This window comes from Microbacterium sp. SZ1 (assembly GCF_002362255.1).
Taxonomy (GTDB): Bacteria; Actinomycetota; Actinomycetes; order Actinomycetales; family Microbacteriaceae; genus Microbacterium.
Window position 1 is genome coordinate 49987 of the sequence record NZ_LPVV01000002.1, and the last position, 15001, is coordinate 64987.

A 15001-nucleotide genomic window follows, 5' to 3' on the forward strand; every position below is an offset into this window, starting at 1 on the left:
GCGCCCGCGGCGGGATAATCGGACCGTGCCAGATCACGAGCCGCGGCGCTCCGCCTCAGCGATCGAGCTGCTGCTCGACCCCGAGACCGAGGCCGCGGTCAGGGCGGAGTGGGAGGCCCTCGCCGCCCTCGGGGTGTCGAGCCTCGCGGCGCACACGGCCGCGAGCAACCGGCCGCACATCACGCTCGTGGCGCGAGTCGGTCTCGCGCCAGTGGCCGCGCAGATCTTCGCCGCGATGACGGGTTTCCCGATCACGCTCGGGGCTCCGCTGCTCTTCGGCAGCGGCGAGCGGCGCGTGCTGGCGCGCAGCGTGGTGCCGACGGCCGAGCTGCTGGCACTGCGCGACGTCGTGCTGTCGGCCGCCGGCCCCGTCGAGGACGCGCCCCACACCGGACACGGCGAATGGATGCCGCACGTCGCCCTCGCGCGTCGCATCCGCGTCGCCGATCTGCCCGCTGCGCTCGACTGCGTCGGCGGGGATATTCGCGGACGGGCCGGCGTCGTGCGGCGCTGGGATGGGGATGCCGGGATCACCACCGTGCTGGCCGACCTCGGTCGGTGACAGAGTCAACGCGGTGTCAGGAGAGCGACGCCGGCGATGATCGCGATCACTGCGCCGACGAGGGCGAGCCACCCGGTCACCTGACTTCGCATCAAGGCCGCCGCAGGGGATCTGGACTCCTCCCCGAGTCGTGCTCGGAGTTCGTCGGCCTCTCTCTCGAGTTCCTTCGAGCGTCCGATCAACTCCGGATTGCCGATGGTCGCGGCACCCATCGAGTTGCGCAACAGCTCGGCGTGCTCAGCTTCTACCTCCTGCAGCCGCCTCCTGAGCGCATTCTCGTCGGAGCCGCCTCGGCCCTCGATCATCCGTTCCGCCCCGCTCTCGTGGACCGCGCCGCGGGTGCGCGTCGATTCAGCCACCACAGCGTCACGATCGAGGCGGCGATGACGAGAGCGCTCAGCGCGATGATCACCCACGCATCGCCGGGCGCTCGGGAATGCAGCGTGACACCGAACCACAGGAGGAACGCGCCGATCAGGAGCGTCCAGCACGGGAGGACGACGCGGACGACGATGAGCCCCGCGCGGTGTGACCGATAGCTCATCCAGGGTGCCCCTCTCGCGATTCCCCCGAGAGTAGTGCACGGCGTGAGTGCCGTGACAGATCACTCGACGAGCAGCGCGGGCTCCTCCAGCACGCTCGCGACATCCGCGATGAAGCGGCTCATGCCGTCGCCGTCCACGACGCGGTGGTCGAACGAGCCGGCGACCGTCGTGACCCAGCGCGGGCGGACCTCGCCGTCCACGACCCACGGCTTCTGACTGATCGTCCCCATCGCCACGATCCCGGCCTCGCCGGGGTTGATGATCGGCGTTCCAGCATCCATCCCGAAGACGCCGATGTTGGTGATCGTGATGGTTCCGTGCTGCTGGTCGGCCGGCGTGGTCTTGCCCTCCCGTGCCGTGACGGTGAGCCGGTTCAGAGCCCTGGCCAGGTCCTTCATGCTGAGATCCTGCGCGTCCTTGATGTTGGGCACGAGCAGGCCGCGCGGGGTCGCCGCGGCGATGCCGAGATTGACGTAGTGGCGCACCGCGATCTCGGCGCCATTCTCGGTCTCGATCCAGGCGGCGTTGACCATCGGCGTGCGGCGGGCCGCCCAGATCACGGCGCGCGCCACGATCAGCAGCGGCGAGACACGGATGTCGGCGTAGTCGGGCGACGCCTTCAGCCGCTTTACCAGCTCCATGGTGCGGGTCGCGTCGACGTCCTTCCACACGGTGACGTGCGGGGCCGAGTACGCGCTCTGCACCATCGCCGACGACGTCGCCTTGCGCACGCCCTTGACCGGGATGGACTCGGTGCGATCGTCGGATGCCGGAGAGGATGCCGCAGCCGGCGCCACCCCGCGGGCGAGCCCGGCCGGGGGCGGCTGCGGAGCGGGGACGGTCTCCTCGCGCACGTCGCCCCACTCGGGGGTCTGGATGTTGCGGAACACGCTCGCCTGCTCGGCGTGCTTCACGACGTCGTCGCGGGTGACCTCGCCGTCGGCGCCGGTCGGGGTGACGGTCGTCAGGTCGACGCCCAGGTCGCGGGCGAGCTTGCGGATCGGCGGCTTCGCGATCACGCCCACCGACGAGCGCACCGGGCGCTCCGCCGGGCGCTTGCGACGCGAGGTCGCACCACCCCCGGAGCCGTAGCCGACGAGCACGGAGCCGCCCCCCTCTTCAGGAGCGGGAGCCTCGGCCGTCGCGATCACGCCGGGGCCGGCGTCGTCGCGCGCATCCGTCACGAAGGTGATGATCGGCGAGCCGACCTCGACCGTCTCCCCCTCGGCGACCAGCAGCTCACCGACGACACCGGCGTGCGGCGAGGGCAGCTCGACGAGAGACTTCGCCGTCTCGATCTCGCAGATCACGTCGTTGATCGCGACGGTGTCGCCGGGCGCGACCTTCCACGCGACGATCTCGGCCTCGGTCAGGCCCTCGCCCACGTCGGGAAGGGTGAAGTTCTGCGTGCTCATGATTGATCCTTACTGCGTTTCGTCTCGCTGCGCTCGCTCAACGACCAGGGTCGTCAGTAGGCCAGGGAACGGTCGACGGCTTCGAGGATGCGGTCGGCATCCGGCAGGTACGCGCCCTCGAGCTTCGCGGGCGGGAAGGGTGTGTCGTACCCCGACACCCGCAGCACGGGGGCTTCGAGTGCGTAGAAAGCGCGCTCCATGACGGTCGCCGCGACCTCCGAGCCGAGGCTCGTGAAGCCCTGCGCCTCCTGCGCGTAGACCATGCGTCCGGTCTTGCGCACCGACCCGAGGATCGGCTCGTAGTCGATCGGAGACAGCGACCGCACGTCGACCACCTCGCAGCTCGTGCCCTCGCCCTCGGCGAGCGCGGCCGCCTGCAGCAGCGTCGTCACCATCGCGCCATGCCCGACGAGCGTGACGTCGGACCCGGTGCGCACCACGCGCGAGGCGTGCAACGGCGCGGCGGAGGCATCCAGCTCCACCTCGCCCTTGGGCCAGTAGCGACTCTTGGGCTCCATGAAGATCACCGGGTCGTTCGACGCGATGGCCTCCTGGATCATCCAGTACGCGTCGTTCGGCGTCGACGGCGACACCACCCGCAGACCGGGGGTGTGCGTGAAGTACGCCTCGGGGCTCTCCTGGTGGTGCTCGACCGCGCCGATGTGCCCGCCGTACGGGATGCGGATCACGATCGGCAGGCTCAGCGCACCCTCGTGACGGTTGGTGAGCTTGGCGAGCTGCGTCGTGATCTGGTCGAACGCCGGGAACACGAACCCGTCGAACTGGATCTCGATCACGGGGCGGAATCCCGTCATGGCCAGGCCGATCGCCGTGCCGACGATGCCCGACTCGGCGAGCGGGGTGTCGAGCACGCGCCGGTCGCCGAAGTCGCGCTGGAGGTGCTCGGTCACGCGGAACACGCCACCGAGCCTGCCGATGTCCTCCCCCATGAGCAGGACCTTCGGGTCGTCCTCCATCGCCTTGCGCAGACCGGCATTCAGCGCCTTGCTGAACGGCATCGTCTCGAGAGTCATGCCTGCACCGTCCTCGACGTCGTGAAGTTCTGCGGCCATGAGCAGGTTCTGCGGCCTCGGCTGCGTGCAGAGGCCGCAGAGAGTGCCGAAGGCCGCAGAAGTTGCGCGGACCGGGTCATGCCTGCCCTCCCTCGAACGACGCCTCGTACCGGGCGCGCCACGCCTTCTGCTCCGCGATGAGCGGATGCGGGTCGCTGTACACGTGGTCGAACATCTTGTCGGCGCTGGGCGGTCCGAGCTCGACCGTGCGGGCACGCAGGTCCTCCGCGGCGTCGGCCGCCTCGGCATCCGTGTCGGCGAAGAACTGCGCCGACGCACCGCGGTTCTCCAGGAACGCCCTCATGCGCACGATCGGGTCCCTCAGGGCCCACGACTCCTCCTCGTCGGAGCCGCGGTACTTCGTCGGGTCGTCGCTCGTGGTGTGAGCGCCGAGGCGGTAGGTGACCGCCTCGATGGCGCGGGGTCCGCCGCCGGCGCGCGCCTCGTCGAGCGCGACCCGCGAGACGGCGTAGCTGGCGAGCACATCGTTGCCGTCGACGCGCACGCTCGGGATGCCGTAGCCGGCGCTGCGCTCGACGAGCGGCACTCGGGACTGCGTCGTCACGGGAACGGAGATCGCCCAGTGGTTGTTCTGCAGGAAGAACACGGTCGGAGCCTGGTAGCTCGCGGCGAAGACCATGGCCTCGTGCACGTCGCCCTGACTGGAGGCGCCGTCGCCGTAGTAGACGATGACGGCTTCGTCACGGTCGGGGTCGCCCGTCGCGGTGCGGCCGTCGAACGAGAGTCCCATCGCGTAGCCGGCGGCGTGCAGGGTCTGCGAGCCGAGCACCAGCGTGTAGAGGCGGGTGTTGCCGTTCTTCGGGTCGGTCGGATCCCAACCGCCATGCGAGACGCCGCGCATGAGCTTGATGATGTCGACGGGGTCGACGCCCCGGATTCGGGCGACGACGTGCTCGCGGTACGACGGGAAGATCGTGTCCTGCGCGCGGGCTGCCCGGCCGGAGCCGACCTGAGCGGCCTCCTGTCCGCGGCTCGGCGGCCATAGGGCGAGCTGGCCCTGCCGCTGCAGGTTCGTCGCCTGGGTGTCGATCGCCCGGATGACGACCATGTCTCGGTAGAACTGCTCGAGCTCGGCGTCGCTGATCGCCTCGATGAGAGGCAGATACTGCTCGGCTGCCGGGCTCGGGGCGAAGCTGCCGTCGGCGTCAAGGACACGCACGAGGGGGGTCTCGGGGGTACTCACGCGGTCCACGCTACCCGCGCCCGCATGCCAGGTCACGTATACCTAGGACGCCCTCGTAACTGCCGGGAATCCGAAGAAAAGGCCGGTCAGCGCAGGATGGCGGCGACCGCGAGCACGCGATCGACCGACGCCTCCTCGCCCACCGAGATGCGGATGCCGTCGCCCGAGAACGGACGGACGACGAGGTCGTTCTCGGCGAAGGCGGCAGCCGCGGCATCCGTCTCCGCGCCCGTGGGGAGCCAGACGAAGTTGGCCTGGGAATCCGGGATGTCCCACCCCTGCGCCCGCAGACCGTCGAGGAGCCGGGTGCGGCGCTCGACCAGCACGGCGACGCGCTCCAAGAGCTCGGACTCGGCATCCAGGCTCGCGATGGCGGCGTTCTCCGCTGCCGACGTGACGGACAGCGGGATGCCGGTGGTGCGCGCCGCGTCCAGCACCTTCTCGTTGCCGATGGCATAGCCGACCCGCAGGCCGGCGAGACCGTAGGCCTTGGAGAACGTGCGCAGCACGACGACGTTCGGATGCTGCTCGAACACGCGCTCGGCGAGACCGTCGATCGCGTTCTCGTCGGTGACGAACTCCGCGTACGCCTCGTCGAGGATGACGAGGACATCCGCCGGCACCCGATCGATGAAGCGGGCGAACTCGGCGCGCGTGATGATCGGACCCGTGGGGTTGTTGGGCGTGCAGAGGATCACCGCGCGGGTGCGGTCGGTGACGGCATCGGCCATGGCGTCCAGATCATGACGCGCGTCGGCGGTGAGCGGAACCTGAACGCCGGTCGCACCGGCGACGAGCGGGAGACTCGGGTACGCCTCGAAGGAGCGCCACGCGTAGACGACCTCGTCGCCGACGGAGGCCGTGGCCAGGATCAGCTGGTGCAGGATCGACACGCTGCCCGCCGCGACGTGCACCTGATCGGGGTCGACTCCGTACCGGGCGCCCAGGCGCTCGCGGAGGCGCAGCGCGGTCGCGTCGGGGTAGCGGTTGACCGGGGTCGTGTGCTGCAGGGCCTCGGCGACCGAGGGGAGCGGATCGAAGGGGTTCTCGTTGCTCGAGAGCTTGAACGCGTCGGGTCCGGCCTGCTTGCCCTGTCGATACGGCGCGAGGGCGGCGATGGCGGGGCGGATGCGCGGGAGGATCGGGTCGGTCACAGCACCACTCTAGGATCCACAGGGCTCTGGTGACCACGATCGCGCTCTTCGACGGGGACAAGAGAATCTCGCTCGTCCTGACCTTCATCTTCATCCGCATGAACGGGTTCGAGCTGACCTTCACGAATGACGAGGCTTTCGACTTCGTGCTCGATGTCGCACAGAGCCGAATCGACCTCGACCAGATCGCGACGATCATCGCGGCGCACATCCGATCCCAGTGAGCGACGATCCGCCCCTCCGGCTCCACCTGACATCCGCGCACCCTCGTGCGAGACTGGCCTGACCATGCGCTTCATCATCCGAGTCGTCGTCAACGCGTTCGCCCTCTGGGTCGTCACGCTGATCCCCGCTCTGCAGGTCACGGTCACGGCGTTCCCTCCGGGAGAGACGCTGCAGCTCGTGCTGACCCTGCTGGCCGTCGCCGCGATCTTCGCGCTGGTGAATACGATCATCGGCACGGTCGTCAAGATCGTCGCGTTCCCGCTGTACATCATCACGTTCGGGCTCATCGGGTTCGTGATCAACGGCTTCCTGCTGTGGCTCACCGCCTGGATCACGAGCGGCTTCGGCTGGGGCCTCACGGTCGGCTCGTTCTGGTGGGGTGTGGTCGCCGCACTCATCATCTCGGTGATCAACGGCATCTTCGGCTTCATCCTGCGTCCGCAGCGCCGTAAGTCCCGCCGGGACTGACTCGACCAACGCCGACCTCAGGGAATCACCCGTTCGGCGCGGTACTCGGTGCGCTCGATCACGTCGGCGTCGTCGAGTTCGCCCCAGAGCCGATCGACGCTCTCGATTCGCGGGTCTCCCGCGGCGTCGGCATCCTCCGCGAGTTCGACGTACGACGCGAGCAGATGCGGATCCCCGAAGTCGCCCCGCGCGAACCCCGGAGAGTGCTCCGCGGTGACCGAGACACTGTCCGGCGAGCCCGTCCCAGCCGGCGAGCCCCCGCCCGCGAGCGCCCGCACCGAGTCGTCGGTGTAGCCGAGCGTCACGAGGGTCTGGTCGCTGTCGAGCGTGGGGTCGACAGGGCTTCCCGCCGTCACGACCAAGGGCACGTCGTATGCGCTCTCCATCGCGAAGTGCGATGCGATCATGCCTCCCTGCGAGTGCGCGACGATCCGCACCTCGTCTCCGGGTTCCGCACCGGCGGCCTCGACCGCCGCGAGCGTCGCCTCGTACGAGGCGGAGTTCTGCCCGACATACAACTGGAAGTTCGACTTCATGTCCCATGGATCGGGCCCGCCCATGTCGCCGGGGGCGAACGTCTGGGTCCCCTTCACGTACACCACGTATTTCGCGACGCCACCCGCGAACGAGTACTTCTCGACCGCTACCTGCGCTCCGCGCTTCTCGGGGATCCGATTCAGCGCACCCGCGAGACCCGAAGGGGCCGCTGAGGGCATCGCGGTCTTCACGGGGCTCACCGTGACCGCGTCCGCCGCCCCGCGCAGCCGGGACCCGCGGGTGATCACGCCGCGCCCGGACGCGGCGCCGACGAGAGCCGGGAAGACGCCGACGGGGCCCAGGAGCCCGCCGAGCGGCACCTGCGTGACCAACCCAGCGAACCGCTCGTCCTCCCACCGCTCGATCAGCCCGCGGGCGAGATCGGGGATCCGCGGATCGGACTCCTCGAGCCGCCGCATCCCGGCGCGCGCTTCGTCCCCGGCCGCGCCCAGGCCTCGCGTCCGCGCCTCGACGAGCAGCTCGACGTATTCGTAGGTGTCGGCCATCAACCGGGTGCTCGCGGCCGCGTCGACGCATTCCCCGTGCAGCACCGCTGCGCGATGACCGAGTGCCCACATCGCGACCGTGTCGACGAGGGCGCTGAGTCCCGGGGTGTCGACGATCCGCTCGTACGCGCTGCGCAGCACCCGGGCCGCCTCGTCGTGGCCGACCGCCGCGGCATCCATCCGGTTCGCCAGCTCCCGCAGCGCGTCGGGGTCGACCGAGATCGCCCCGCCGTGGCCGATGTCCGCCCCGCTCACGCGGTCACGCTCGCGATCCGCGCCTCGTGCAGCCCCGCGTCGGCCGCAGCGATCCGCGTCCGGGTCGCGAGGTCGCTCAGGGTGTCGCGGAGCGCCGTCACCCCGTCCGACCGCCACTCGGCGTCGTGGGATAGCGCCAGCACGTCGCCGGCGGCGCCGTCGAGGGCGTCTCGCGCGACACCGACCTCGGCGAGCGCCTGCAGCAGCACCCACAGCGCATCGGAGGTCAGGGTGTCGGCGGGAGCGATGGAGAGCATGCCCTCAGCATCCGCTGTTCCGGCGACGCGCGCGTCGGCAGCGCACGTCCGCGACCGGCATCCGTGAGCATGTCGTCGGGGAGGCGGGCGGTGCAGAACACGTGGCCGCGGCATCCGGCGTCGCGCGATCAGCCCTCGGAGGGCAGAATGGACCGGTGACGTCCGAAGATCCCTTCCGCGTGATCTTCGTGTGCACGGGGAACATCTGCCGCTCCCCGATGGCGGAGGTGGTCTTCCGCGATCTCGCAGAGCGCCAGGGTCTCGGCTCGCGCATCGTGTCGCGCAGCGCTGGTACCGGCGACTGGCACCTGGGCGAGCGCGCCGACCACCGCACGATCGACGCCCTCGCGCGCCGCGACTACGACGGGTCGCAGCATCGGGCCAGGCAGTTCACCTACGCCTCGTTCGCGGAGAACGATCTGGTCGTCGCGCTCGACCGCACCCACGAGCGCGTGCTGCGGGAGTGGGCGCGCGATGAGGACGAAGAGGGCAAGGTCACGCTGCTGCTCGCCTTCGACCCCGCAGCACCGTCGCTCGACGTGCCAGACCCGTACTACGCCGGCCCCGAGATGTTCGATTCGGTGCTCGGTATGATCGAGACGGCGACCCGCGGGCTGTTCCGCCAGCTCGAGCCGGCTCTTCGCCAGCCCCGCTCGCCCCGAGGCATCGGGGCCCGATCAGGAGGACTCCCCTGACTTTCACGCCCTCGCTCCCCCCGCAGCCCCTCAGCCCCCTCGACGGCCGCTACCGCACTGCGGTCACCGGGCTCGCCGACTTCCTCTCGGAGGCGGGACTCAACCGCGCGCGGGTCGAGGTCGAGGTCGAGTGGCTGATCGCCCTCACCGACCGCTCGCTGTTCGAGACGAGCCCGCTGTCGGATGCCGACAAGGAGCGCCTCCGCGCCCTCTACCGCGACTTCGGTCAGGCCGAGATCGACTGGCTCGCCGAGAAGGAGGCCGTCACCCAGCACGACGTCAAGGCCATCGAGTACCTCGTGCGCGATCGCCTCAGCTCGCTCGGTCTCGACCGCATCGCCGAGCTCACGCACTTCGCGTGCACGAGCGAGGACATCAACTCCGCCTCCTACGCACTCACCGTCAAGCGCGCTGTCGAAGAGGTCTGGCTGCCCGCTCTCGACACCGTGATCGCGAAGCTGCGCGAGCTCGCGGCCGACCACGCCGATGCGGCGATGCTCTCGCGCACGCACGGCCAGCCCGCGACGCCCTCGACCATGGGCAAGGAACTCGCCGTCTTCGCGTGGCGTCTGGAGCGCGTGCGCGGACAGATCGCGGCATCCGAGTATCTGGCGAAGTTCTCGGGCGCGACCGGAACCTGGTCGGCGCATCTCGCCGCCGACCCCGACGCCGACTGGCCGACCATCGCTCGGGAGTACATCGAGGGTCTGGGGCTCGGATTCAACCTGCTGACGACGCAGATCGAGTCCCACGACTGGCAGGTCGAGCTCTACGACCGGGTGCGGCACGCCGGCGGCATCCTGCACAACCTCGCGACCGACATCTGGACGTACATCTCCCTCGGCTACTTCGCGCAGATTCCCGTGGCCGGTGCAACGGGGTCGTCGACCATGCCGCATAAGATCAACCCCATCCGCTTCGAGAACGCCGAGGCGAACCTCGAGATCTCGAGTGCCCTGCTCGCGTCGCTGGGTCAGACCCTCGTCACGAGCCGTCTGCAGCGCGACCTGACCGATTCGACGACCCAGCGCAACATCGGCGTCGCCTTCGGGCACTCGCTGCTCGCACTCGACAACCTGCGCCGCGGACTCAATGCGATCTCGCTGTCGCGCGACGTGCTGCTGGCCGATCTCGACGTCAACTGGGAGGTGCTCGCCGAGGCCATCCAGACCGTGATCCGCGCGGAGGTCGTCGCCGGTCGCTCCACCATCCAGGACCCGTACGCGCTGCTCAAGGAGCTCACGCGCGGGCACCGCGTCGGCGCCGAGGATCTGGCCGCCTTCGTCCAGACGCTCGAGATCGGGGATGCCGCGAAGCAGCGCCTCCTGGCGCTCACCCCTGCGACGTACACGGGCATCGCCGAGCAGCTCGCGCGCTGAGTCACGCGCTCGGCTCGGGCGCAGGGTTTCTCACGCGTTCGTCTGGCACCTGATGCGGGAATCCGCTCGGGATTGCGGCATCAGGTGCCAACCGAGACGGACCCGGGGTCCCGTCGCTGACCGGGGGCGTCGACGGCGCCCGCCGGGTCGCGCGGCATGAAGAACGCCGCGGCGAGAGTCAGCACCGCCACGATCGCCGCAGCGACGAACACCCAGAACGAGGCGTTCACGATCGTCGCGGGGTCGTCGGATCCCGCTCCCCGCGCGATCACCGCGTTGGAGATGGCTCCGAACACCGCGACGCCGAGCGCGCTGCCGGCTGATCGCGCGAACGCGTTCATGCCGGTGACCGCCCCGCGCTCGCCCCACCCGACCGAGGCCTGCGCGGCGATGAGGGTCGGCGCGGCGCTCCAGCCGAGCCCGAAGCCGAGCACGAACGCCACGCCGGCGATCGCGAACGGATTCGGCCACGGCGAGACGACCGCCAGCGCCACGGCGGCGACAGCCGTGATCCCGAGCCCGGTGAGCGCGGTGCGCCGGAATCCGATGCGCAGGTACAGACGTCCGGCGTTCGCGGCGGCGAGCGGCCAGCCGAGCGTCAAGGCGGCCACGGCAAGGCCCGACAGCAGCGGAGCGATGCCGATCGACCCCTCGAGGTAGGCGGGAGCGAAGCTCGTGACGCCGGTCATGAGCGCGCCGATGCCGAGCGAGACGATCGTGGTGGTGAGGATGAGAGGCCTCGCCGCGAGCCGGAGGTCGACGATCGGCTCGGCGGCGCGGCGCTCGACGAGCGCGAACACCACGAGCGCCGCAGCACCGACCCCGAAGCACACGGCACTCGGCCAGGAGATCCAGTCCCAGGCGTTGCCGCCCTCCAGCATCCCGAGGATGAGTCCGGTGAGTCCGACCGTGAGCAGCGCGGCGCCCGCGTAGTCGATGCGATGCCGCTGGGTCTGCTTCTGCTCGTGATATTTCTGCAGCAGCATCCAGGCTGCGATCAGGCAGAGCGGGATGTTGATCCAGAAGATCCAGCGCCAGGCGTCGAGCTGCGCGAAGATCCCGCCGAGGGCGGGGCCGACGACCGACGAGATCGCCCACACCGAGGCGATGTAGCCCTGCACCTTGGCGCGTTCGGCGACCGTGTAGATGTCGCCGACGATGGTCATCGACATGGGCGCGACCGCTCCGGCTCCCAGACCCTGCACGATGCGGAACACGATGAGCGCGGTCATGCTCCCCGCGAAGCCGGAGAGCAGCGAGCCGACGAGGAACAGCCCGATCCCGAGCAGGATGATGGGCTTGCGTCCGACCGTGTCGGCGAAGCGGGAGTAGATCGGCACGCTCACGGCCTGCGCGAGCAGGTAGACCGAGAACAGCCACGGGAACTGCTGGTAGCTGCCGAGGTCGCGCACGATGCTCGGCACCGCCGTAGCCAGGATCGTCGCGTCGATCGCGATGAGCCCGGTCGACAGCATGAGCGCGCCGAGCACCGGTCCGCGTTCCGAACGGAGTCCGACGGAGGCGCGGTCGATGGAGGCTGTCACCCTGGAGACAAGCCCGTCGGCATCCCCGATATTCCGCGGAGGCCCGAATAACCCGGGTGAGCCGTCAGGACTCGGAGCGCTTCGCCGGCCCTTCGGAGTCGGCGTCGGCGTCTGGTTCGGCGTCGTAGAGCACCGGACGGTCGACGGTCTTCGTCACGTCTGCGGGGTCGACCACGAGGATCAGCATCGCCAGGAACAGCAGCGTCACGATGAATGCGCCGCCGCCGACGACGAGGCCGAGCGCGATGGGCGTCAGCCCCTCATAGCTGCCGTTCGCGATCGCCGTGTTCACACGAGCGGTGAAGGCACCGGTCGACACGAGCGTCACGATCGCGGCGAAGACACCGCACGCGAGGGCGATGCCCAGCAGGTGCAGGGGTCGCAGGATGTCGCGGCGGGTGGGCTTCTCGTCGCTCATCGGTCACCTCCGTGCTCGACCGGGGCGGGGGCGGATGCCACGGCGGCGGGCTCCACACGATTCGGCGTGAGGCCGGCGATGCCGAGGAACACGGCGATGATCGCCGCGTAGCCGCCGAACATGCCCACGCCGAGGATGATGCCGGTCAGTTCGAACTCGCCGGCGCCCTGGATGGCGTACGGCTGCACGAAGCCGGCGGGGATGGTCAGCAGCAGCACCGCAAGCAGGATGCCGAAGGCACCGACCGTGATCGAGTCGCGGGCGGTCGTCTCACCGGCGCGGCGGGCGCGCAGGCCGACGATGAGCTCGACGACGCCGGTCGCGAGAGCCCAGGCGATCACCACGACGAAGAAGAGGTCCTCGGTGCGCCAGGCCGGTACGCCGGCGGTCATGCCCGCGGCGAATCCGAGCAGGGCCAGCACCACCCACGACCAGCGCTGCCCGGCGGGGAAGACGAGCCAGACCGCGAGCAGCATGATGAGCGAGGACGTGAGCACGAACCCGCTGAAGACCGAGAGGCCGATGGCCGCGGAGTGATCCGGAGAGAAGGTGATCATCACAGCCGCCGCCGCGGCGAAGAGCGCGCGCAGCAGTTGGACGTGGCGCGGGGTGAACGCGCGAGCAGGGGCAGACATGACGATCCAGAGTCCTCCGGGTGGTTCCTCCCAGTCTACGCGCGGGGCGCAGCGGGTGCGGACGGCCGGGAGCGTCCGTGAGGCCTGACGGATCTCCCCAGATCGATCGTCAGGCCCCACGTGATACGCAGTGACGGGGGCGGCACCGCGTCGAGTCGATCGAGTGCAAGGTCGGGCACCCTGCCTGCCTCGATGCAACCCTGTAGACCCCAGAAACAGCACCTCGTCCCCTTCGGGATGCCTGAGTGGTCGTATGCTCACTGTAGGGGCCGGTTGTTCACATACCGGTGGGGGTGGTGTGATGAGTTTCGAGAGAAGCATCCGTCGTTCTTCGGAGGAGTTCTCCAGCGCCCTGAGAGACGCCATCAACGCCCGCGGACTGTCTCTCGCCCGCCTGCACGAGATGTTGCGCTCCCGCGGGAACGGCGTGTCAATGGCGACCCTCAGCTACTGGCGTTCGGGTCGCCGACGCCCCGAAGGAGTGCAGTCTCTCGCGGCGATCGCCGAGATCGAACGGCTCCTGCATCTGGCGCCCGGCGAACTGACGGCGCGGCTGGGAGCGACGAACCGCACCGGGCCGGTCGGTCCCAATCAGTTCCCGATGAACGAGCAGGAGCTCGAGCGGTCGGTGCGAGACGCCTTCGCCGCACTCGGCGCGGAGTACCCCGACACCGCGCGGGAGCTCACGACCCATTCGGTGACCGACGTCGACGCCGCCGGCAACGTCGCGCACTGCCAGACCCGCAGCATCGTGCAGTCGACGGTGGGCACCGTCAGCTCGATCCCCTTTCTCGAGCTCACGCCCGGAGAGCCGACACCGGCGCCGATCATCACCGCGATCGCCGGCGGCCGTATCGCGGCGCGCTACTCGCACCCGAACGGCGAGGTGCACGGAGTGCTTTTCGAGCTCGACTCTCCGCTCGCCGCCCCCGACACGACCATCGTGGAGTGGGCCGTCGACTACCCGCCCGGCTACCCGCCGCAGCGCGAGACCGGCCATGCCGTGGCGATGAAGTGCCGAGAGCTGCTGGTGTGGACGCGCTTCCATCCCGACGCGATCCCCGACCACGTCACCGAGCGGGTCGACAATCCGCAGGGCACCACCACGACGACGACCGAGATCGGCGGACGGACGTCGGTGGCGCAGATCCGACGCGGGTTCGGCCCCGGCGCCCTCAGTCTCAGCTGGAGCTACGACGACGGTCGGTGATAGGCCGAGCGATCCCGCTCAGCCGGGCTGGTCGCCCACCGCGACGGGGCGACCGGGGGTGTTCGACCACTGGCTCCACGAACCCGGGAACACCTTGGCCTCGATCCCGACCTCGTCGAGCACGAGGGCGGTGTGCGCGGCCGTGATGCCCGATCCGCAGTAGGCGGCGACGGCCGTGCCGGGGGTCACTCCCACCGCGGCGAAGGTCGCCCGCACGGTGTCGTGGTCGAGGATGCGTCCGGCGGAGTCGAAGTGAAGCACGGTCGGCAGGTTGACCGCGCCGGGGATGTGGCCGGCCTGCGGGTCGAGCGGCTCGACCTCCCCGCGGTAGCGCTCGCCCGCGCGCACGTCGAGCAGAACTCCGGATGCCGGCAGCGCGGCCGCCTCGTCGATCGTGATCGCGTCCGCGCCGATCGGCGTGAGCGTGACATCCCCCGCCTCCGGCGTCACATCGTCGGTGGTCACGTCGTGCCCGGCGTCGCGCCACCCGCGGATCCCGCCTTCGAGCACACGCACGTCCACACCCGCCTGACGCAGCAGCCACCAGGCTCGCGCGGCGGCGACGCCCTTCGCGTCGTCGTAGGCGACGACGACGTCGCCGTCGCGGACACCCCAGCGGCGCGCGGCATCCTGCAGCTGCGCCGTCGTCGGAAGCGGATGCCGTCCGTCGGCCGGTTCGCCGTGCGACGAGAGCTCCGTGTCGAGTGGCACGTACACCGCGTCGGGGATGTGTCCCGCGAGGTAGTCGGCGCGGCCGTCCGGCCGATCGAGCCGCCAGCGCACGTCGATCACCCGCACCGGCACCCCTGACGTCCGCAGCTCGTTCAGTTCGGCGACGCTCACGAAGTTGCTCATGATGCGAGGCTACCCAGCGCACGGCAGGGTCGGGCCGCGGGCGCCACACGCCGTCACGTTCGCC

Annotated in this window: 18 protein-coding genes; 6 read left to right on the plus strand and 12 right to left on the minus strand. The window is 70.0% G+C overall.

What is annotated here, in order from left to right; genetic code table 11:
- The first annotated feature begins 25 nt into the window (after positions 1 to 25).
- A complete protein-coding gene (locus AUC47_RS01565; protein ID WP_096713489.1) occupies positions 26 to 562 on the plus strand; it encodes a 2'-5' RNA ligase family protein in 537 nt (178 codons plus the stop codon).
- A 5-nt stretch (positions 563 to 567) separates the two neighbouring features.
- On the opposite strand, the gene AUC47_RS01570 is transcribed toward AUC47_RS01565, so the two are convergent.
- The 6 genes from AUC47_RS01570 to AUC47_RS01595 form a co-directional block, all read right to left on the minus strand.
- Positions 568 to 867: a hypothetical protein gene (locus tag AUC47_RS01570; protein ID WP_096713490.1), complete on the minus strand. Its 300-nt coding sequence runs from the start codon at positions 865 to 867 to the stop codon at positions 568 to 570.
- Positions 864 to 1106, minus strand: a complete 243-nt coding sequence (locus AUC47_RS01575) for a hypothetical protein (protein WP_096713491.1) — start codon at positions 1104 to 1106, stop codon at positions 864 to 866. The genes AUC47_RS01570 and AUC47_RS01575 overlap by 4 nt, the downstream gene beginning before the upstream one ends.
- Positions 1107 to 1166: 60 nt before the next feature.
- Entirely contained in the window at positions 1167 to 2522 is a 1356-nt protein-coding gene (locus tag AUC47_RS01580; RefSeq protein ID WP_096713492.1) for a dihydrolipoamide acetyltransferase family protein, read from the minus strand.
- 53 nt (positions 2523 to 2575) lie between these two features.
- Complete coding sequence (locus tag AUC47_RS01585; protein ID WP_096713608.1) at positions 2576 to 3556, minus strand: alpha-ketoacid dehydrogenase subunit beta; 981 nt, start codon at positions 3554 to 3556, stop codon at positions 2576 to 2578.
- Positions 3557 to 3671: 115 nt separating this feature from the next.
- On the minus strand, positions 3672 to 4799 hold the full coding sequence (locus AUC47_RS01590; protein ID WP_096713609.1) for a thiamine pyrophosphate-dependent dehydrogenase E1 component subunit alpha: 1128 nt from the start codon (positions 4797 to 4799) through the stop codon (positions 3672 to 3674).
- An 86-nt stretch (positions 4800 to 4885) separates the two neighbouring features.
- Entirely contained in the window at positions 4886 to 5953 is a 1068-nt protein-coding gene (locus AUC47_RS01595; protein ID WP_096713493.1) for a histidinol-phosphate transaminase, read from the minus strand.
- A gap of 29 nt (positions 5954 to 5982) precedes the next feature.
- On the opposite strand from AUC47_RS01595, the gene AUC47_RS01600 reads away from it, so the two are divergent.
- Positions 5983 to 6177 carry a hypothetical protein gene (locus AUC47_RS01600; RefSeq protein ID WP_256999396.1) on the plus strand — a complete coding sequence of 65 codons (195 nt, stop codon included), beginning with the start codon at positions 5983 to 5985 and terminating at the stop codon, positions 6175 to 6177.
- 64 nt (positions 6178 to 6241) lie between these two features.
- Positions 6242 to 6646 (plus strand): phage holin family protein, encoded by a 405-nt coding sequence (locus tag AUC47_RS01605; protein ID WP_096713494.1) that lies wholly within the window; start codon positions 6242 to 6244, stop codon positions 6644 to 6646.
- A 17-nt stretch (positions 6647 to 6663) separates the two neighbouring features.
- Here AUC47_RS01605 and AUC47_RS01610 read toward each other — a convergent pair whose 3' ends face one another.
- Both AUC47_RS01610 and AUC47_RS01615 read right to left on the minus strand, forming a co-directional pair.
- Positions 6664 to 7944: a hypothetical protein gene (locus tag AUC47_RS01610; RefSeq protein WP_096713495.1), complete on the minus strand. Its 1281-nt coding sequence runs from the start codon at positions 7942 to 7944 to the stop codon at positions 6664 to 6666.
- Entirely contained in the window at positions 7941 to 8201 is a 261-nt protein-coding gene (locus AUC47_RS01615) for a hypothetical protein (RefSeq protein ID WP_096713496.1), read from the minus strand. Before AUC47_RS01615 ends, AUC47_RS01610 begins: the two co-directional genes overlap by 4 nt.
- Before the next feature lie 155 nt (positions 8202 to 8356).
- Here AUC47_RS01615 and AUC47_RS01620 point away from each other — a divergent pair, with 155 nt between their 5' ends.
- Both AUC47_RS01620 and purB read left to right on the plus strand, forming a co-directional pair.
- Entirely contained in the window at positions 8357 to 8896 is a 540-nt protein-coding gene (locus tag AUC47_RS01620) for a low molecular weight protein-tyrosine-phosphatase (RefSeq protein ID WP_179297477.1), read from the plus strand.
- Positions 8893 to 10275, plus strand: coding sequence for an adenylosuccinate lyase (purB, locus tag AUC47_RS01625; protein WP_096713497.1), 1383 nt, complete (start codon positions 8893 to 8895; stop codon positions 10273 to 10275). Before AUC47_RS01620 ends, purB begins: the two co-directional genes overlap by 4 nt.
- Positions 10276 to 10355: 80 nt before the next feature.
- Here purB and AUC47_RS01630 read toward each other — a convergent pair whose 3' ends face one another.
- The 3 genes from AUC47_RS01630 to AUC47_RS01640 all read right to left on the minus strand — a co-directional run bounded on the left by AUC47_RS01630 (position 10356) and on the right by AUC47_RS01640 (position 12872).
- Complete coding sequence (locus AUC47_RS01630) at positions 10356 to 11819, minus strand: MFS transporter (protein WP_179297478.1); 1464 nt, start codon at positions 11817 to 11819, stop codon at positions 10356 to 10358.
- Between the two features lie 64 nt (positions 11820 to 11883).
- Complete coding sequence (locus tag AUC47_RS01635; RefSeq protein ID WP_096713498.1) at positions 11884 to 12237, minus strand: hypothetical protein; 354 nt, start codon at positions 12235 to 12237, stop codon at positions 11884 to 11886.
- Positions 12234 to 12872, minus strand: a complete 639-nt coding sequence (locus tag AUC47_RS01640; RefSeq protein WP_096713499.1) for an acyl-CoA synthetase — start codon at positions 12870 to 12872, stop codon at positions 12234 to 12236. The genes AUC47_RS01635 and AUC47_RS01640 overlap by 4 nt, the downstream gene beginning before the upstream one ends.
- A gap of 301 nt (positions 12873 to 13173) precedes the next feature.
- Here AUC47_RS01640 and AUC47_RS01645 point away from each other — a divergent pair, with 301 nt between their 5' ends.
- Complete coding sequence (locus tag AUC47_RS01645) at positions 13174 to 14082, plus strand: helix-turn-helix domain-containing protein (RefSeq protein ID WP_096713500.1); 909 nt, start codon at positions 13174 to 13176, stop codon at positions 14080 to 14082.
- A gap of 18 nt (positions 14083 to 14100) precedes the next feature.
- Here the strand turns inward: AUC47_RS01645 and AUC47_RS01650 are convergent, their stop codons facing one another.
- Positions 14101 to 14937, minus strand: coding sequence for a sulfurtransferase (locus AUC47_RS01650; protein WP_096713501.1), 837 nt, complete (start codon positions 14935 to 14937; stop codon positions 14101 to 14103).
- Positions 14938 to 15001: the final 64 nt, after the last annotated feature.